Here is an 18,219-nt window from a genome sequence, read left to right as displayed (position 1 = left end):
CCGATGAAAAAGCGGGTTTTAATTGTGGATGCCTATAATATGATTGGAAATTGGCCGCAGCTCGATAAGTTAAAAAAGGCTGACCGGCTGGAAGATGCACGCGATCAGCTGTTGAAAGTCCTTTCGAATTACCGGAAACAAATGGACATGGAAATCATTGTTGTCTTTGATGCAATGTACGTTCCGGGACTTTCAAAAAGTTATCAGCAATACGACTTAACGATCATTTGGACGGATGAAGGGCAGAATGCTGACAGTTATATTGAATCTTTGGCTGGAAGGCTCCTTTCACCATTGACGCAGGTAACAGTCGCCACCAGTGATCAGGCCGAACAATGGACGATCTTTTCACAGGGGGCTCTTCGGAAGCCGGCATGGGAATTATATCAGGATATTAAGCATGCCCGGCGAAAAGTCAGTGAGGCAACGAAGAATTATCAAATTCAGTCAACGGTTCGAAAAAGTCCGTGGGATGAGCAGCAGTTGGAAAAACTTGCGCAATTACGGGATGAACTTTCAGAATAATTTGACACGTGCAAAGAATTAATTGTATAGTTATCTTGAGATTTTAGAAGGAGAGAATTATGTCTTCAAAACGTAAAATTGCATTAGCTTGTTCAGTTTGCGGTTCACGGAACTATACGATCACTGAGAATCCGAACCGGACTGAACGCCTTGAAGTAAAGAAATTCTGTAAATACTGTAATAAACATACTCTTCACCGAGAAACGAAATAAAGGAGCGAGAACGTTGAAATTTTTTAAAGAAGTTATTCAAACAATGAAGGATACAACGTGGGAAAATGCACGCGAAACCCGGAAAGATACATCAACGGTTGTTACAATGTCAATTCTCTTGATTATCTTTTTTGCAGTCATTGACGCTGCTGTTCAAGGTTTGATTTCCTTTATCTAGTCAAACGCAGAAAAGTTTGTTATACTAATGTCAGTTGAAAGAACCTTCGCTTTGCGAGGTTTTTTTATTTTGCTTTGAAATCAAATGAATTAATGATGAATGGAAGGATCACAATGGCAGAAACATCAGAAAAAAAGTGGTATGTTTTGCATACATACTCTGGATATGAAAACAAGGTCAAGACAAACCTGGAATCACGTGCCCAATCAATGGGAATGGAAGACTACATTTTTCGGGTAGTTGTTCCGGAAGAAGAAAAGCATGAAACAACCAAGACGGGAAAGGAAAAGGTCGAAACGTTAAAGACCTTCCCTGGCTACGTGTTAGTTGAAATGGTAATGACGGATCAATCATGGTACGTTGTGCGGAATACCCCAGGGGTTACCGGATTTGTCGGTTCTCACGGTTCCGGAAGCAAGCCAGCACCATTATTGGATTCAGAAATCCAAACGATTTTACATGGCCTTGGCATGAGTACCCGTCACCAAGACTTTAAGGTTAACGTGGGTGATTCCGTTGCAATTATCGATGGACCATTTAAGGGTCAAGTAATCAAGGTAACAGAAGTTGACGGCGAAAAGATGAAGATCAAAGGAAACATCTTAATGATGGGCCACGAAACAAACGTTGAAGTCGGCTTTGATGAAATCGACAAGATCGTTTAATTTGAGATTCAGTTTTAAGATTAACTATAATGGGTGAGGTTGCGGAAACAACCTCATTTTTATTAAGCAATAGAAAGAATTGATAAAAATGCGAGTTCAAGAACCAACGCTTTTCATTCATGGTTATTCGGGAACGTATTTTTCTTTTCGCAAGATGCTGAAACGGTTTGCGAAGAACCATTGGGGAGAAAAATCATGTATTGCGATCATTTCGCGAACGGGACATATTTATTTTTGGGGACGGCCGCGTTCATTGATTCAAGTTTTATTTTTAGAAAACCGCGATAATGTTGCCCATCAAGTTAAATGGATCTGGAAATTATTGAACCAGTTGAAGACAAATTATGGGATTCCGCATGTGAATCTGGTTGCCCATTCGATGGGATGCGTATCGGTTTTAATGTATTTGAATCAATATGGATATGATGAGCGGAATTCGAAGGTCAAACGGGTGGTTACGATTGGGGCTCCGTTCAATGACCTTGAAGTTGGGAAGCGAACGCCGTACATTGAAGACCATCCGTTAACGACAACGGGCCCGGTTAAAATGTCTCCTCTTTACCGGTGGATGAAAGCCAATAATATTGGGATGCCCGCAGACATTCGTTTCCTGAACATTGCGGGAAATTTGCAGAACGGGACTTTTTCTGACGGTCAGGTTTCGGTCAATTCGGCGCTGTCATTGCGTTACTTGGTCAGGGATGTTCGGCGGCAATATCAGGAGTATATTATTCATGGGAAACAGGCTGAACATAGCCTTTTACATGAAAACGAACAGGTCGATCAAATTATCGGCAAGTTTTTAACTCACTAATAAAAGAATTGAAATGGAGTGAAATTCAATGAAGTTAGTTGCGATTTTAATTGGATTAGGGCCGTTGATCGGATGGGGAATCTATCCGACGATTGCATCTAAATTTGGCGGCAAGCCCGTAAATCAAATTCTTGGATCAACGATTGGAACGCTGATTTTTGCGATTGTTTATAATCTGCTCGAGCATTTAGGCTTTCCTCAGGGTAAAGACCTGCTGCTGGCAATCCTTTCTGGAATTGGCTGGGCAGTGGCGCAAGTGATCACCTTTTATTCATTTACGTTGATCGGTTCTTCGCGGGCAATGCCGGTTACAACGGCTTTTCAACTTTTAGGAGCTTCGCTTTGGGGCGTTGTTGCGCTTGGCGATTGGCCAACGATGGTCGATAAAGTTGTTGGCTTTGTTGCTTTGGCGGTAATTATTCTCGGTGCTTGGATGACAGTCTGGAGTGAGCATAAAACAAAGGAAGACAGCAATTCTTTGCGCAAAGCAGTTATTGTTTTGCTGATTGGTGAAATTGGATATTTGGCTTACTCAGCCGCTCCGCAAGCAGCAAGCATTAACGGGAAACAGGCTTTCTTGCCGCAAGCAATCGGAATGGTAATTGTTGGCGTGATCTACGGAATTATTACGCTGGCTCGGAAGCAAGGCAATCCGTTTACGCAAAAGGTAACCTATAAGCAAATTATTTCAGGATTTTTCTTTGCGTTTGCGGCCCTTACATATTTAATTTCAGCACAGCCGAATATGAATGGATTGGCAACCGGCTTTATTCTGTCACAAACATCCGTTGTTTTAGCAACGTTGACCGGAATCTGGTTCTTAGGACAAAAGAAAACGCATCGTGAAATGGCAGTTACAGTTGGCGGCTTGATCTTGATCATCGCTGCGGCTGCAATTACAGTCATTGTTTAAAAACATAAGTTTCAGTGCAGACCATTGCACTGAAACTTTTTTTGTGGTATATTTTAAAAGTATGTTTTACACATACTTAGTGGGAGGTCAAATCTGAATGGCCATCCGAACCACACACGGAAGAGGAGGTTTTTTACCGTGGCAAAGAATGTAGTAAACGTAGTTAAGTTACAAATTCCTGCTGGAAAAGCAACTCCAGCTCCTCCTGTAGGTCCAGCTTTAGGACAAGCGGGTATCAACATTATGGGATTCACAAAGGAATTTAATGCACGGACAGCTGACCAAGCTGGCATGATTATTCCTGTTGTTATCAATGTATATGAAGACCGTTCATTCGACTTCATTACAAAGACACCACCTGCTTCAGTATTACTTAAGAAGGCTGCTGGTGTACAAAAAGGCTCAGGCGAACCTAACACAAAGAAGGTCGCAACAGTTACAAAAGACCAAGTTAAGGAAATCGCTGAAACAAAGATGCAAGATCTAAACGCTGCAGACGTTGAAGCTGCTATGCGCATGATTGAAGGTACTGCACGGAGCATGGGCTTTGTTGTTAAAGACTAAGCATAACTAACATGCTTCCCAGTCGGACACTTTGCGAAAGTAAAGATGTCAAGTGGGAGGTTTATCCGATGACCACATTTTGCAAGGAGGAAAACACTAATGGCTAAAAAGAAAAGCAAGAAATATTTAGAAGCTGCAAAGCAAGTTGAAGCTGACAAGAGCTACACATCAGAAGAAGCCCTTGAATTAGTTAAGAAGATCGACTTTGCTAACTTTGATGCAACTGTTGAAGCTGCATTTAACTTAAACCTTGATACAAAGCAAGCTGACCAACAATTACGGGGCGCAATGGTTTTACCAAACGGTACAGGTAAAGACCAAAAAGTTATCGTATTTGCTAAGGGCCCTAAAGCTCAAGAAGCTAAGGATGCCGGTGCAGATGTTGTTGGTGACGACGACTTGGCACAACGGATTCAAGATGGCTGGTTAGACTTTGACGTTGCAATCGCAACCCCAGACATGATGGCTCAAGTAGGTCGTTTAGGTCGGGTTCTTGGTCCTAAAGGCTTAATGCCAAACCCAAAGACTGGTACAGTTACAATGGATGTTAAGAAGGCTGTTACAGACGCTAAGTCAGGTCAAGTAACATACCGGACAGACCGTGACGGTAACGTTCACGTTCCAGTTGGTAAGGTTTCATTTGATGCCAAGGCATTAAATGAAAACTTCATGGCAATTTACGAAGTAATTGCGAAGGCTCGTCCAGCTGCTGTTAAGGGAACATACATCAAGCACTTATCAGTTGCTTCAACATTCGGACCAAGTGTTACAATCGACGTTAACACTCTTAAATAAAAAAGTAATTGACCGATAAAATCGGTTATGATAAACTAAAAAAGTTGATAATAGTTCTACCTAAGACTCAGGTGGCGTAAGCCTCAAAATCCTGCCGAGGAGAATACGGTTCTTTCTCTATGTCTTAGTGTAGACATAGAGTTTTTTATTACTCTAATCTACAACTAGGAGGTGAAAACATGGTTAAAGAAATTATCGCTAAGAAGGCTGCGATCGTTGACGAAGTTGCTGACAAGTTCAAAAATTCAGTATCAAACGTTGTTGTTGACTATCGTGGTTTAACTGTTGAAGAAGTTACAGACTTACGTAAACAATTACGTGAAGCCGGAGTTGAAATGCGCGTTATTAAGAACACATACTTAAAGCGTGCCGCAGCTAAGGCTGAAATTGAAGGCTTAGACGACGTATTTGCTGGTCCAACAGCTGTTTGCTTCTCTGAAGAAGATGTTACAGCTCCAGCCCGGATTTTGGTTAAGTTTGCTGAAGATCACGAAAACCTTGAAATCAAGGGTGGCATGATCGAAGGTAAGGTTTCATCATTAGACGAAATCAACGCTTTATCAAAACTTCCAGACCGCGACGGTTTGCTTTCAATGTTACTCTCTGTATTACAAGCACCAGTTCGCAACTTTGCATATGCTGTTAAGGCTGTTGCAGATAGCAAGGACGAAGGTGCTGACGCAGAAGCAGATGCAGAATAATTAATTAAAAATAATTTTTAAATTTCGGAGGAAAATAAAATGGCATTAGATACAGAAAAGATCATTGCTGACTTAAAAGAAGCTAGCATTCTTGAATTAAACGACTTAGTAAAAGCTATCGAAGATGAATTTGGTGTTTCAGCTGCTGCTCCAGTTGCTGCTGCAGGTGCTGCAGGTGCAGACGGCGCTGCTGAAAAGTCAGAATTTGACGTTGAATTAACAGACGCAGGTTCAGCTAAGGTTAAGGTAATCAAGGCTGTTAAGGACATTACAGGTCTTGGCTTGAAAGATGCTAAGGGCTTAGTTGATGACGCTCCTTCAGTAATCAAGGAAGGCGTTGCTAAGGACGAAGCAGAAGACATGAAGGCTAAACTTGAAGAAGTTGGCGCAAAGGTTACTCTTAAATAATTAAGAGCATGTCTTCAAGGAGGATGGATTTCCATCCTCCTTTTTTTATTGAATTTTTTAAAAATAGTTTTTAATTTGAAATGGATTTCTCCTTTTTCCTTTTATCAAAAACGAACTTATTATATTATTTTAATTAGGACTGTTTTTAGATTAAGGAGGAGCGATAATGCGAAAAGCATTTACGCGAGTAAAAGATTTTTATGAAAAACATGCCACGTTGCTGAAAATGGTTTTCATCCTTTCAGTGCTGTTGTTTGTTTTTACTGAAATTGGAAGAATTTTTCATCAATTAAATTGGCATCAGGTTGGCGAAGCCCTGTCAGATCAACCACCGGTTGTCATTATCGCAATGCTGATTTGCGGGTTGATTGCGGTTTTGCCAATGTTGATTTATGACTTTGTGATCGTTAAATTTTTACCGGGTGATTTTTCGACCGGCTACATTGCGCGCAGCGGCTGGGTAACCAATACCTTTACGAACGTTGCGGGCTTTGGCGGTTTGCTTGGAGCGACGCTGCGGGCGAACTTTTATAAGGATGGCGCAAGCAAAAAGGAAATCTTATATGCGATTTCCAAGATTGCATTGTTCCTGCTAGCCGGCCTTTCAATTTTCTGTTGGATCTCATTGGTAATGATGTTTGCCATTCCATCAGAAGCAATTTTCCATAAGTATTCGATTTGGTTGTTGGCCGGCGGATTGTATTTCCCGGTGTTATTCTTTGTTACGAAGTTTAAAGATAATGAATTTTTCAAGGATTTAACGTGGAAACGCGAATTTGCATTGATCATTGGGTCAACGGTTGAATGGGGCTGTGCGGCCTTATTCTTCCTTGTGATTGGCGCCTTGATGGGAATCCATATCAAGTTGATCGATGTTGTGCCGTTGTACATCATCGCTGAAATCTTGGGGATCATTTCAATGGTTCCGGGTGGATTAGGTTCATTTGATGTGTTCATGATTTTGGAATTGACGCACCTTGGTGTTTCAAGTGAATTAGCGGTTGTTTGGATTCTTTTCTTCCGGTTGTTCTACTACATTGTTCCGTTTATTTTAGGGGGCGTATTCTTCGTCCATGACATGGGACATCAAATCAACGAAAACTTTGACGGGATTCCGCAATCGGTTATTCAAAAGGTTGCCCATGGGTTAGTAACGTTGTTCATGTACTTTTCAGGAATCTTTATGTTACTTGAATCTGCGTTGCCAAACTTTACCTTCTCAAATTCAATTTTGATGAAGTTTATGCCGTACACTTTCTTTTTCCTGAATCAGATGACGAATATTTTGTTTGCGTTCCTGTTGTTAGGAATGGCGCGGGCAATTCAACTCAAGCAACGCAAAGCGTATGTTCCAACCTTGATTATTTTGGCAATTGGGGTTGTGAACACGTTGTGGAAAGAGTATACCCCGACCTTGGCAATTTTCTTGGTCTTTGTAATGATTTGCATTGTGCTTTCACGCAAAGAATTATACCGGGAAAAGATGCAGTTTTCATTTGAAAGTACGGTCTTAAGTATGTTGATGTTCGGAGGAGCTTTCTTGCTCTACATGTTAGTCGGAATCTTAAACCGGCCGCATCAACATCACCATCACCGGATCCCAAGCGGGTTGATTTTCCCTGATCAGCAAGTTTGGCTGTACGGATTAGTTGGAATGATTATTGCCGGCTTGATTTTGTTAGTCATGATGAATTACTTTACAAAGGGTAAAGATCCGTTTAATCAGATGGAATTCCCTGAAGAACGCATCAAGGCGATCATTGATCAGTACGGCGGGAATGAAGTTAGTCATCTTGCTTACTTAAAAGATAAGTTTATTTACATTTTCCAAAAAGATAATGAAGATCAGCTTTACCTGATGTACCAGATCAAAGCTGATAAAATTATCATTATGGGCGAACCGGTCGGAAATCAGCGGTATTTGAAGGACGCGGTGCGGGAATTAGTTTCACTATCGGATAAATATGGTTATCAGTTAGTATTCTACGAAATTAATTCGAAGTTAACGATGATCCTTCACGAGTTTGGTTTTGACTTTATCAAGACCGGGGAAGAAGGTTACGTTGAACTTGATAAGTTTACGTTGAGCGGAAAGAAACAACGGGCACAGCGGGCTTTAATGAACAAGTTCGAACGCGAAGGCTACGAGTTTTCAATAGTTGAACCGCCGTTTAGCGAAGAATTAATGATCGAATTAAAGGAAGTTTCTGATAGTTGGCTAGGCAGCCGGAACGAAAAGGGCTTCTCCCTTGGATTCTTTGATGAAAGTTATATTCAACGCGCACCGGTTGCAATTGTTCGCGACAAAGACGGAAAGTTAGTATCATTTGCAACCTTAATGCCAATGGAAAAGGACACGTTGTCGATCGATTTGATGCGGCATCGAAGCGATGCCCCATCGGGAATCATGGACAAGGTCTTTATTGAGCTTTTCAAATACGGTCAGGAGAATGGTTATAAGTACTTTGACCTTGGAATGGCTCCGTTATCTAACGTTGGGGATTCAAAGTACAGTTTTATTGAAGAGCGGGTTGCCCATTTCATTTATGAATATGGCTACAAGTTATATGGTTTCCAAGGATTAAAGTCATTTAAGAATAAATATGCAAATGACTGGCATTCAAAGTACACGACTTACCGGAAAAGGAGTTCGATTGCAATTACGATGTTGCAATTGGTAATGGTTGTTAACAAGAAACGGAAACCGGAGAAGTTTACGGTCTTAGCACCGAAATTCTTGCAACAATAATTATGATGATAAAGGAACATTGCGGATGCAGTGTTCTTTTTTTGTTTTGAAAAGTATTTTAAAACTTGATATAATATTTATGTTGATAACGACACAAATTGAAGGAGGAGCAAAATGGAAAAACAATTTAAAACCCTTGATGATTTTTTAGGAACTCATTTTATTTATACATATGATAATGGTTGGGAATATGAATGGTATGCCAAAAATGATCATACAGTTGACTATCGGATTCATGGTGGAATGGTTGCTGGTCGTTGGGTTAAAGACCAGGAAGCTGATATTGTAATGTTGACTGAAGGCGTTTATAAGATCACATGGACTGAACCAACTGGAACAGATGTGGCGCTCGACTTTATGCCAAACGAAAAGAAAATGCATGGAACAATTTTCTTCCCCAAATGGGTTGAAGAACATCCAGAAATCACGGTTACTTTCCAAAATGAACATATTGATGTGATGGAGGAAGCCCGGGAAAAATATGATACTTATCCGAAATTATTAGTTCCTGAATTTGCAACGATCACTTACATGGGTGATGCAGGCCAAAATAATGAGGATGTAATTGCCGAAGCTCCGTATAAAGGAATGACAGATGACATTCGGACCGGAAAGTATTATGATTCAAACTATAAACGGATTAAAAAATAGTTAAAGGAGAATCAAAGTGCCACGACCACGTGTATTACCATTTATTATTTTAGGATTACTGAATAAAAATGGATCAATGTCTGGGCGAGATATGATTAAAGAATTCAAGAATGAAATCAGCGAATTTTGGAGTGTATCGCACAGTCAGCTTTATCCTGAGCTTCAACGAATGCTTGAAGAAGGCGATATTGAAGTTCGGAAAGGTTCATCAAATCTTAAAGTCATTAATTATCAGATTACAAAGAATGGAATTGAAAAGCTTAATCAATGGTTTAGTGAATCAATCAATCTTAAAAATGATGATTTAACATCGGTCAAACTATACTGTATTGTTGACCGTCGTTCTCCTTTATTATCTGAAATTTTTGAAAAAGAGTTTGATTTGCATAATCAAAAATTAAAGCATTTGAAAGAACGAAGGCAAATGCTATTTCAGAATCAAGAACAAATCAATAATGAATATGGCCACTATTTGATTCTTACCCGGGCAATTCGGCGTGAAAAGGCATATTTAGACTGGCTTAAAATGAATAAGAGCAAAAAAAATCGATGATGAAAAATCCATCATCGATTTTTTATTTATTTTACTTAATAAACGGTTCTTCGACATCTTCGACCTTGATCCGGGCAAGTTGAACTGCAAGAAAATCATTGACTTTAAGCCATTTTGAGAGTTGAGTTGCATTTTGATCATTTGCTTGTTCATCCTTGGCAACGACAAGGGGGTCAAGTTGCTGAATTGCATGGGCAATTTGTGGGTAGTGATCAATTATAAAATCACGAATTTGCTGGTCACTCTTAAGTTTAAACTGGACGCCGGTATACCACAGATGATCTTTGAGAATCTGTTTTGCTGTGTTTTGAATGAAACATTCATTTTGATTCTCGTTTGAAAGATCGATGTACAGGTGATCAATATCGATCAGTCCTGAACTGGCATTTTCCTTTTTAAACCGCATGATATTATGAAACGTTGTAACTTCCTTTGATTGCATAAAATATTCCTCGCTTTTATTTTTCAGGGTCATCATTTGCCCATTTTTCGTAATCTTCATTGGTCATGGCTTCAACTTCCCCAAGACGATAGCCATTGCCGACCTGAGAGAAGAAATCATGGTTCGATGTGGTTGTTGAAATTCCGTTAATGACGGTTGGTTCAACGTCTTCGGCTGTATCAGGGAAGAGCGGATCTTGACCGAGGTTCATTAACGCTTTATTTGCGTTATACCGGACAAAGGTCAATACGTCTTCCGTCCAGCCAACTGGATCGTAAAGAAGGTGGGTGTACTTTTCTTCGTTTTCGTAAAGTTTCATCAAGAAGTCATACAACCAGTCCTTCATTTGTTGCTGTTCATTTTCGCCGCGTTCCTTTAATCCAAGTTGGAACTTGTAGCCGATGTATGTTCCGTGAACAGATTCATCCCGTAAAATCAATTTGATGATTTCAGCGGTGTTGGGCAATTGGTTGTGGCCCAAGTAGTAAAGGGGAGTGTAGAATCCCGAATAGAAAAGACATGTTTCAAGAAAAACATTCGCAACCTTTTGTTTCAACGGATCTTCAGCCGTATCGTTATAAATATCGCTGATCCATTTGGCTTTGTTTTGAAGAAATTCTTCAGAATCACTCCATTGGAAGATTTCGTCAATTTCGTCCGGAGTATTCAACGTTGAAAAAATCGTTGAGTAACTTTTGGCATGTACTGATTCCATGAATTGAATGTTATTTAAAACGGCTGTTTCATGTTGCGTGCGAACGTGCCGTCTTAATGATGCCATTCCATCCTGGGATTGAACGGTGTCAAGCAAAGTCAAGCCGCCAAAGACATGGCCAACAAGGTACTTGTGATCGTCATCAAGTTGGTGCCAATCCTTCAAGTCGTTTGAAACCGGAATCCGGGTATCAAGCCAAAACTGTTCCGTTAATTTTTCCCACGTCGCTTTATCAATTGCGTCATCAATCTTATTCCAGTTGATTGCTTTGTAATTATTGCTCATCAGAAATTTCCTCACTTTCCTATGCTAAAACGTCAAGCATTGTTTGATAGATCCGTTCCACATCGCGACTAGTCCCCCGAAGTTCATATGTATCGAGAAACGGAACGTTGAATTGTTGGGCGTACCGGCGAGCAGTCAAACAGAACTGCTGGTTAAAATTCCGGTTTCCTGAACCAATAACTCCTAAACAGTGAGTGGCATTATCACCGTAATCAATGTATTCCCCTAATGCATTCGTCATTAATTCCTTAACGCCGTTATCAATTCCGTTGCCGCCATCAAGGTAGGTTGGAACGAAAACAAAATAATCTTCAGTTTCGTCATCAAACGGATCGGCTTCACTGATCTCCTTTGCGTTGATCGTGTCGTCCGGCCGATGAGCTTCAGCATAGTCTTTTAACTTTTCAATAAATGACCGTGTGTTGCCTTCAATTGAGGTAAATAAAATGTTGATTTTCATAAAATAAATTCCTTTCTTCCCCTAAAAAGAATGTTAGATTGAACAGCTTTCACATTCATTCACACTGAATGCTTCTGAGCCGTCGTCAGTATATGTTCTGACGTAGTATAAACTCTTGATTCCCTTATGCCATGCGTAGTTCCGGATGATCGACAGGTCGCGGGTCGTCATCTTATCTGTGCGGCCGTCCTTCCATGGATACAGGCCTTCAGCAATCGTTGACTTAAAGTACAAGGTAATTGAGATTGACTGGTCAACGTGCTCTTGAGCTGCAGCGTAGACATCGATCATCTTCCGCATATCTAAGTCATACGCAGACTTGTAATATGGCATTGTATCGGTTGAAAGGTAAGCAGCCGGATAGTAAACCTTCCCAATTTTACCTTCTTGCCGTTCTTCGACCTTTTGAATGATTGGTTGAAGGGAAGCAGTTGTGTTGCCAACGTATGAAATTGAGCCGGTTGGAGCAACTGCCATCCGGTAGGCGTTGTACAAGCCGTCACGCATGACGTTTTCTTTTAACTTAGCCCAGTCTTCCTTAGTTGGAATAAAGATACCGGCGAATAATTCCTTAACGCGATCGCTCTTTGGCCCCCAATCTTGGTTAACGTACTTGTCAAAGTATGAACCGTCAGCATATGCACTCTTTTCAAATTCAAAGAATGTTTCTTGCCGTTCCTTGGCAATCTTGTTTGAAGCAACCAATGTCCAGTAATTTAATAACATAAAGTAAACATTGGTGAATTCAATTGATTCTGGCGAACCGTATTGAATATGGTTCTTGGCTAAGAAGGCGTGCAGGCCCATTGCTCCTAATCCAACTGAGTGGCTTAACTTGTTGCCTTCATAAATTGATGGCACGACTTTGGCGTTTCCTTGATCAGAAACGAATGTTAATGCCCGCATCATGGTTTCAACGGACTTGCCGAAATCAGGTGAAGCCATCAAGTTGACGATGTTGGTCGATCCTAAATTACAACTGATATCGGATCCAAGAACTTCGTATTCTTGAAGGTCGTTGATCTTTGATGGCCGCTGAATTTGGGCAATTTCTGAGCAGAGATTGCTCATGATGATTTTACCGTCAACGGGATTAGCCCGGTTCATAGTATCGATATTGACGATGTACGGGTAGCCGGATTCTTGTTGAAGCTTACTGATTTCCTCTTCAAGTTCCCGGGCCTTGATCTTCTTTTTATGAATCTTTGGATTATTGACTAAGTTGTCATATTCCTTGGTAATGTCAACGTATGAGAATGGAACGCCGTATTCCTTTTCAACGTCATATGGTTCAAATAAGTACATGTCGGCGTCTTGTTGAACTAATTCATAAAACTTATCAGGAACAATTACCCCAAGGGAGAGGGTCTTCATCCGAACCTTTTCATCGGCATTTTCACGTTTAGTTGCTAAAAATTCGATGATGTCGGGGTGGAAGACGCTTAAGTAAACCACGCCGGCCCCTTGACGTTGGCCGAGTTGGTTTGAGTAAGAAAAACTGTCTTCCAAAAGTTTCATTACCGGAACAACTCCCGAAGCCGCGTTTTCGATTCCTTTAATTGGAGCCCCAGCACCGCGGAGATTGTTCAAGGTAATTCCAACGCCGCCGCCGATCTTTGAAAGCTGCAATGCAGAGTTAATGCACCGGCCGATCGAATTCATATCATCAGTTGGTTGAAGTAAGAAGCAGGATACGAATTCTCCCCGGCGTTTCCGCCCGACATTCAAGAACGTTGGGGTTGCGGGTTGATAACGTTGATGGATCAATTCATCAGCAAGCTGCATTGCAAGGTCTTCATCGCCGTTTGCCATGTAAAGGGCGTTCATTGCAATTTTATCTTCATAAGTTTCAAGGTAATAATTGCCATCATTTGTTTTTAAGGCATATTGATTGAAGAATTTGTAAGCTGCCATGAATGATTGGAATTCGAAATGTTGGTCTTCAAGGTAGGCATACAGTTTTTTGATAAATTCAAAATCGTACTTTTCAACAAATTCTTTTTCGATGTAGTCATTTTCGATGAGAAATTTAAAACGTTCCTCTAATGAAGAGAAGCGTTTGGTGTTTGGTTCAACATTCTCTTTAAGGAAGGCTTGTAAAGCTTCCTTATCTTTTTCCAATGGAATTTTATTGTTTACGGGAATGTTGATCTGGTTATTTAAGTCATAGTAGGTTACATTGCTGATATCGATGTCTTTAATTCCCAAGATGATCGCCTGCTTTCTGTGAGGGTTTAGTTAGCAGCAACAAGTTCCTTTAGTTGGTCTGGCCGGAAGCCGTTAATGATTGGTTCTGAATTGTTTTCAAGGACGGGAACACTTTGAAATCCTTTTTCTTTTAAGTAATCAACGTATTCAGGTTCTTCTGAAATGTTGTGTTCTTCAAAGGTAATATTGTTTTGTTCTAAGAAGCGTTTGGTCATTTTGCATTGGATGCAGTTGTTTTTTGTATATAAAACTAAATTCATCTGGATGTCCCTCTTTCCGTTAATTTCGTGTACGTGATGTAAGTATACACTTTTGAGAAAATAATACAATATGTAGTTGTTTAACAATTTGATAAGCATATATATGGTGGATATTCAAGAATCGCGTCATCAAAGGGTTTGCTTTTAATTTTAAAAATTCGTATCATAAAAACAAAGAGAAAGGACGGAAAATTTTGACAAATTATTACTATTCAGAACACCCAGATGTTGAGCATCAGGAACGGCGGTGGAATTTTGATTTATTAGGAAATGAATTTTATTTTGTGACTGATAATGGGGTTTTTTCAAAACGCACGGTTGATTTTGGTTCCCGCACCCTGTTGGACGCACTGGAAGCAACGGGAATGTTTGAAAATCTTCAAGGAACGGTCCTCGATGTCGGTTGTGGATATGGTCCGATTGGATTGGCGCTTGCAAAACGTTATCCGCAATTAACGGTTGAAATGGTCGACGTCAACCATCTGGCACTTGACCTTGCTAAGGAAAATGCGACATTAAATGAAATCAACAATGTGGATATTTTTGCATCCGACGTTTATACCCAGGTGGATAAAAAAGATTATCAGGCAATTGTTTCTAATCCGCCGATTCGCGCGGGCAAGAAAATCGTTCATCAAATTCTTGAGGGCGCATTTGATCATCTTCAAGCTGGGGGAACCCTGACGGTTGTGATTCAAAAGAAGCAGGGCGCCCCGTCTGCGAAAAAGAAAATGGAAGAAGTTTTCGGTAATTGCCAAATGATTGCCCGTAATAAGGGATACCAAATCTTGCAAAGTCAAAAGGAATCATAAAATGGAAGAAAAGCACGCGCAATTTATGCAGGCTGCCCTGCATGAAGCACAGCAAGCAGCCACAATTGGGGAGATCCCGATTGGCTGTGTAATTGTGAAGGACGATCAAATTATTGGCCGCGGATTTAATTATCGCGAACACTCAAACTTGGCGACGGACCATGCGGAGATCCGGGCAATTCAAATGGCCAATCAGGCGCTTCAAAGTTGGCGGCTTGAAGACTGTACGTTATATGTTACCTTGGAGCCATGCCCAATGTGTACGGGAGCGATTTTAAACGCCCGCATTCCGGAAGTTTATTATGCCGCGGCCGATGAAAAAGCGGGAATGGCCGGAACACTTGATAACCTGTTGAATGATCCGCGGTTGAATCATCAAGCAATTATCCACAAGGGCTTGATGCAGGAACAAAGTTTGAAACTTTTGAAGTCGTTTTTTGCACAGGCTCGAAAAAAATCATAAAAAAGACTGGAATTTTTAGTGGAGTTACGGTATCATATTAATTGCCGTAAGGCCTTAAGACAATATCGTCTTAGCGAATCGTGTCAGGTCCGGAAGGAAGCAGCACTAAGTTCTGTTCGGTATGTGTCTTAAGTTGATATGAATTTAAACTCTCGGTCTTAGGGATCGGGAGATTTTTTTTAGAAATTTATTGATAGGAGGAACCTTTCATGGCATATCAAGCTTTGTATCGAACATGGCGGCCGCAACGTTTTGAAGATGTTGTGGGACAGGAAATGATCACTAAAACTCTTCGCAATGCAGTGATGACGAATCAAACGTCCCATGCATATTTGTTTACTGGTCCCCGGGGAACCGGGAAAACGTCGACAGCGAAGATCTTTGCCAAGGCAATTAACTGTCACCACCAGGAAAACGGTGAACCATGCAACGAATGCGAAATTTGTAAAGCCATCACAAACGGCAGTTTGAATGATGTGCTTGAAATTGATGCGGCCTCAAACAACGGGGTCGAAGAGATCCGTGATATCCGTGATAAGGTTAAATATGCTCCAACTCAGGCCGACTATAAGGTCTACATCATTGATGAAGTTCACATGTTATCCACGGGCGCATTTAATGCTCTGTTGAAAACCCTTGAGGAACCGCCGGCCAATGTTGTGTTTATTTTGGCAACCACGGAACCGCACAAGATTCCGGCAACGATCATTTCACGAACACAACGGTTTGACTTTAAGCGCATTACTTCAGCAACGATTCTAAAACGGATGGAATACATCTTGAATCAAAAGGATATCCAGTATGAAGATGCGGCGTTAAAGGTGATTGCCAAGGCTGCAGAAGGCGGAATGCGGGATGCGTTAAGTATTCTTGATCAGGTTATTTCGTTTGGTGAAAATAACGTTACGCTGGAGAATGCATTGCTGGTAACGGGCAGCGTGACGAAAACGGATCTTTTGAATTACTTACAGGCGGTTGTGGATCAAAAGACGCCGGAAGCATTGGAAATGATCCACAAATTGGTTCAAGACGGCAAGGATGCTTCCCGCATTGTGGAAGACTTAGTTGAATATTGCCGGGATTTATTACTTTATCAACAATCCCCAGCAATGCTTGAGGAAACTGAACTTGGAATGCTCGATGAAGCCTTTAAGAAGTTTGCTCAGGAAATTGAACCTGAAATCGTTTATCAGATGATCAATATTTTGAATGAACAACAGGAAAATATGCGCTATACGTCGCATCCAACGGTTTACCTGGAAGTTTTAACGGTTAAATTAAGTCAGCTTAAAAATCAACCGCAAGTTTCTCAGGCAAACTCTCAACCAGCAATCAGCGCGGATCAAGCTCAGATCGACCGGTTAATGAACCGAATTCAACAACTTCAAGATCAAATCAATAGTTTACAACAGACGCAACCGCAAGCAGCCCGGCCTGCTCGGCGGCAAGTGGTTTCAACGAACCAAACGAAGGTCAAAGAAGTTAAGGTCAACTACGAAAAAATCAATGAAGTCTTAGGAAATGCTACGCGGGCAGACCTGAATCGTTTCCAACAAGTTTGGGGCGATTTGGTCAACATGCTAACAGTTCCGCAACGGGCGATCATGAGTGTCAGCAAGCCGGTAGCTGCCAGTTCTGAGGGCGTTGTGATTGGGTTTGAATATCCGTATCTTTGTCAAAAAGCGATTGATGATCGCGAACTTCAGGATGCACTGACTAATGGATTAAGCCGGATTGTAGACCAGAATCTGAGTTTGCTTTTCTTACCAAATGAACAATGGTTGAAGATTCGGCAGGATTATCTCGCAAAACGGAAAAACGGGAAGGCAAATGCGCAACCGGCCGCTCAAGCAGAGAATGATGCGGCTGATTCGCAAAGCGAAGAACCAGCTCAACCGCCGATCGTTGCGGAGGCTCAAAAATTGTTTGGAAAAGAAGCAGTTCAAGTTAAAGAAGATTAGTGAGGTGATTAAATGCAATATCCAGAACCAATTGCAAAATTGATCGATAGTTACTCGAAGTTGCCGGGAATTGGCAGCAAAACAGCGACCCGGCTTGCATTTTTCACCCTTGATATGGATGAAAAAGATGTGGAAAACTTTGCCAAGGCCCTTGTGTCAGCAAAGAAAGATCTGCATTTTTGCAGTATTTGCGGCAACATTACTGAAAGCGATCCATGTGTGATCTGTGCAGATAAATCACGTGATCAGAGCCAAGTGATCGTTGTTGAACAACCAAAAGATGTGATGTCGCTTGAAAAGATGCGGGAATACCACGGGTTGTACCACGTTTTGCATGGCGTGTTATCTCCAATCGAAGGCAAAGGACCGGAAGATATCAATATCACGGGCTTGATCAAGCGCCTGCAGCAAAATGACCAAATCAAAGAAGTGATTTTAGCAACTAACGCAACTCCAGAAGGGGAAGCAACGGCAACATACATTGCACGGCTGATCAAACCGGCGGGGGTAAAAGTTACTCGTTTGGCTCATGGATTGGCGGTCGGCAGCGACATTGAATATGCAGATGAGATGACCTTATTTAAGGCAATTGAAGGGCGGACGGAACTATAATGTTTGGATTTGGAAGAAAAAAACGCAATCAAGAAACATTGAAGAAACAATATGACCGGAAATTGTTAGCTGATATTGAGTTGGCAAAGGATGAATTTAATAACATCCGGCACAACGACGATTTGTTAGCGACCATGTCAACGGAAGAGTTGCTGGCAAGTGAGCAAATTGCTCGGGCTAAATTTGAATTTCTTTTCCGGGAAGCCAAGCATCGAAAAGTGAAGGCTAAGATTCAAGAATCAGTGATCGTACGATAAAAATAGGCTTGCGCTG

Annotated in this window: 23 protein-coding genes, 1 other RNA gene and 1 other annotated feature; of the genes, 19 read left to right on the top strand and 5 right to left on the bottom strand. The window is 41.2% G+C overall.

Features of this window, described 5'->3' with window-relative positions; translation table 11 throughout:
• Positions 1–3 precede the first annotated feature (3 nt).
• The 13 genes from FC33_RS01135 to FC33_RS01075 all read left to right on the top strand — a co-directional run bounded on the left by FC33_RS01135 (position 4) and on the right by FC33_RS01075 (position 9,728).
• The gene (locus tag FC33_RS01135; RefSeq protein ID WP_057826792.1) at positions 4–525 is read left to right on the top strand and encodes an NYN domain-containing protein; all 522 of its coding nucleotides are present in this window, start codon (positions 4–6) and stop codon (positions 523–525) included.
• A 59-nt stretch (positions 526–584) separates the two neighbouring features.
• A complete protein-coding gene (gene rpmG, locus FC33_RS01130; RefSeq protein ID WP_057826791.1) occupies positions 585–737 on the top strand; it encodes a 50S ribosomal protein L33 in 153 nt (50 codons plus the stop codon).
• A 13-nt stretch (positions 738–750) separates the two neighbouring features.
• Positions 751–915, top strand: coding sequence for a preprotein translocase subunit SecE (gene secE / locus FC33_RS01125; RefSeq protein ID WP_057826790.1), 165 nt, complete (start codon positions 751–753; stop codon positions 913–915).
• Between the two features lie 113 nt (positions 916–1,028).
• Positions 1,029–1,580, top strand: a complete 552-nt coding sequence (gene nusG, locus FC33_RS01120) for a transcription termination/antitermination protein NusG (protein WP_057826789.1) — start codon at positions 1,029–1,031, stop codon at positions 1,578–1,580.
• Between the two features lie 88 nt (positions 1,581–1,668).
• Positions 1,669–2,394 (top strand): alpha/beta fold hydrolase, encoded by a 726-nt coding sequence (locus FC33_RS01115; protein ID WP_057826788.1) that lies wholly within the window; start codon positions 1,669–1,671, stop codon positions 2,392–2,394.
• A gap of 28 nt (positions 2,395–2,422) precedes the next feature.
• Positions 2,423–3,307 carry a ribose/proton symporter RbsU gene (gene rbsU / locus FC33_RS01110; protein WP_057826787.1) on the top strand — a complete coding sequence of 295 codons (885 nt, stop codon included), beginning with the start codon at positions 2,423–2,425 and terminating at the stop codon, positions 3,305–3,307.
• 138 nt (positions 3,308–3,445) lie between these two features.
• A complete protein-coding gene (gene rplK, locus FC33_RS01105; RefSeq protein WP_057826786.1) occupies positions 3,446–3,871 on the top strand; it encodes a 50S ribosomal protein L11 in 426 nt (141 codons plus the stop codon).
• 99 nt (positions 3,872–3,970) lie between these two features.
• Entirely contained in the window at positions 3,971–4,666 is a 696-nt protein-coding gene (gene rplA / locus FC33_RS01100) for a 50S ribosomal protein L1 (protein WP_057826785.1), read from the top strand.
• Between the two features lie 41 nt (positions 4,667–4,707).
• Positions 4,708–4,823 (top strand) — a sequence feature (ribosomal protein L10 leader region).
• 22 nt (positions 4,824–4,845) lie between these two features.
• Positions 4,846–5,367, top strand: coding sequence for a 50S ribosomal protein L10 (gene rplJ, locus FC33_RS01095; protein ID WP_057826784.1), 522 nt, complete (start codon positions 4,846–4,848; stop codon positions 5,365–5,367).
• Positions 5,368–5,406: 39 nt separating this feature from the next.
• Positions 5,407–5,775 carry a 50S ribosomal protein L7/L12 gene (gene rplL / locus FC33_RS01090; RefSeq protein ID WP_057826783.1) on the top strand — a complete coding sequence of 123 codons (369 nt, stop codon included), beginning with the start codon at positions 5,407–5,409 and terminating at the stop codon, positions 5,773–5,775.
• 166 nt (positions 5,776–5,941) lie between these two features.
• Complete coding sequence (gene mprF, locus FC33_RS01085; RefSeq protein ID WP_057826782.1) at positions 5,942–8,524, top strand: bifunctional lysylphosphatidylglycerol flippase/synthetase MprF; 2,583 nt, start codon at positions 5,942–5,944, stop codon at positions 8,522–8,524.
• 114 nt (positions 8,525–8,638) lie between these two features.
• Positions 8,639–9,175, top strand: a complete 537-nt coding sequence (locus FC33_RS01080) for a phenolic acid decarboxylase (RefSeq protein WP_057826781.1) — start codon at positions 8,639–8,641, stop codon at positions 9,173–9,175.
• 16 nt (positions 9,176–9,191) lie between these two features.
• Positions 9,192–9,728: a PadR family transcriptional regulator gene (locus FC33_RS01075; RefSeq protein WP_057826780.1), complete on the top strand. Its 537-nt coding sequence runs from the start codon at positions 9,192–9,194 to the stop codon at positions 9,726–9,728.
• 31 nt (positions 9,729–9,759) lie between these two features.
• Here FC33_RS01075 and FC33_RS01070 read toward each other — a convergent pair whose 3' ends face one another.
• From FC33_RS01070 to nrdH, 5 genes are read right to left on the bottom strand one after another with little or no spacing between them, the layout of a single operon-like run.
• On the bottom strand, positions 9,760–10,170 hold the full coding sequence (locus FC33_RS01070; protein WP_146993421.1) for a hypothetical protein: 411 nt from the start codon (positions 10,168–10,170) through the stop codon (positions 9,760–9,762).
• A 16-nt stretch (positions 10,171–10,186) separates the two neighbouring features.
• Positions 10,187–11,170 carry a class 1b ribonucleoside-diphosphate reductase subunit beta gene (nrdF, locus tag FC33_RS01065; RefSeq protein WP_057826778.1) on the bottom strand — a complete coding sequence of 328 codons (984 nt, stop codon included), beginning with the start codon at positions 11,168–11,170 and terminating at the stop codon, positions 10,187–10,189.
• A gap of 19 nt (positions 11,171–11,189) precedes the next feature.
• Positions 11,190–11,630, bottom strand: coding sequence for a class Ib ribonucleoside-diphosphate reductase assembly flavoprotein NrdI (gene nrdI, locus FC33_RS01060; RefSeq protein ID WP_057826777.1), 441 nt, complete (start codon positions 11,628–11,630; stop codon positions 11,190–11,192).
• A 33-nt stretch (positions 11,631–11,663) separates the two neighbouring features.
• Complete coding sequence (gene nrdE, locus FC33_RS01055; protein ID WP_057826776.1) at positions 11,664–13,838, bottom strand: class 1b ribonucleoside-diphosphate reductase subunit alpha; 2,175 nt, start codon at positions 13,836–13,838, stop codon at positions 11,664–11,666.
• 26 nt (positions 13,839–13,864) lie between these two features.
• Positions 13,865–14,098: a glutaredoxin-like protein NrdH gene (gene nrdH / locus FC33_RS01050; protein ID WP_057826775.1), complete on the bottom strand. Its 234-nt coding sequence runs from the start codon at positions 14,096–14,098 to the stop codon at positions 13,865–13,867.
• 194 nt (positions 14,099–14,292) lie between these two features.
• On the opposite strand from nrdH, the gene FC33_RS01045 reads away from it, so the two are divergent.
• The 6 genes from FC33_RS01045 to FC33_RS01025 all read left to right on the top strand — a co-directional run bounded on the left by FC33_RS01045 (position 14,293) and on the right by FC33_RS01025 (position 18,203).
• Positions 14,293–14,910, top strand: coding sequence for a class I SAM-dependent methyltransferase (locus FC33_RS01045; protein ID WP_057826774.1), 618 nt, complete (start codon positions 14,293–14,295; stop codon positions 14,908–14,910).
• Between the two features lies 1 nt (position 14,911).
• On the top strand, positions 14,912–15,373 hold the full coding sequence (locus tag FC33_RS01040) for a nucleoside deaminase (RefSeq protein WP_057826773.1): 462 nt from the start codon (positions 14,912–14,914) through the stop codon (positions 15,371–15,373).
• Between the two features lie 46 nt (positions 15,374–15,419).
• Positions 15,420–15,519: signal recognition particle sRNA small type (gene ffs / locus FC33_RS08130), an RNA gene on the top strand.
• A gap of 63 nt (positions 15,520–15,582) precedes the next feature.
• Positions 15,583–17,334, top strand: coding sequence for a DNA polymerase III subunit gamma/tau (dnaX, locus tag FC33_RS01035; protein WP_057826772.1), 1,752 nt, complete (start codon positions 15,583–15,585; stop codon positions 17,332–17,334).
• A 12-nt stretch (positions 17,335–17,346) separates the two neighbouring features.
• Complete coding sequence (gene recR, locus FC33_RS01030) at positions 17,347–17,946, top strand: recombination mediator RecR (protein ID WP_057826771.1); 600 nt, start codon at positions 17,347–17,349, stop codon at positions 17,944–17,946.
• Positions 17,946–18,203 (top strand): YaaL family protein, encoded by a 258-nt coding sequence (locus FC33_RS01025; RefSeq protein ID WP_057826770.1) that lies wholly within the window; start codon positions 17,946–17,948, stop codon positions 18,201–18,203. The genes recR and FC33_RS01025 overlap by 1 nt, the downstream gene beginning before the upstream one ends.
• Positions 18,204–18,219 lie beyond the last annotated feature (16 nt).

The sequence above is a fragment of the Ligilactobacillus aviarius subsp. aviarius DSM 20655 genome, assembly GCF_001436315.1.
GTDB classification, from domain to species: Bacteria; Bacillota; Bacilli; order Lactobacillales; family Lactobacillaceae; genus Ligilactobacillus; species Ligilactobacillus aviarius.
The sequence above is the reverse complement of the archived record's forward strand: the minus strand, read 5'-3'. Positions and strand labels throughout refer to the sequence as shown.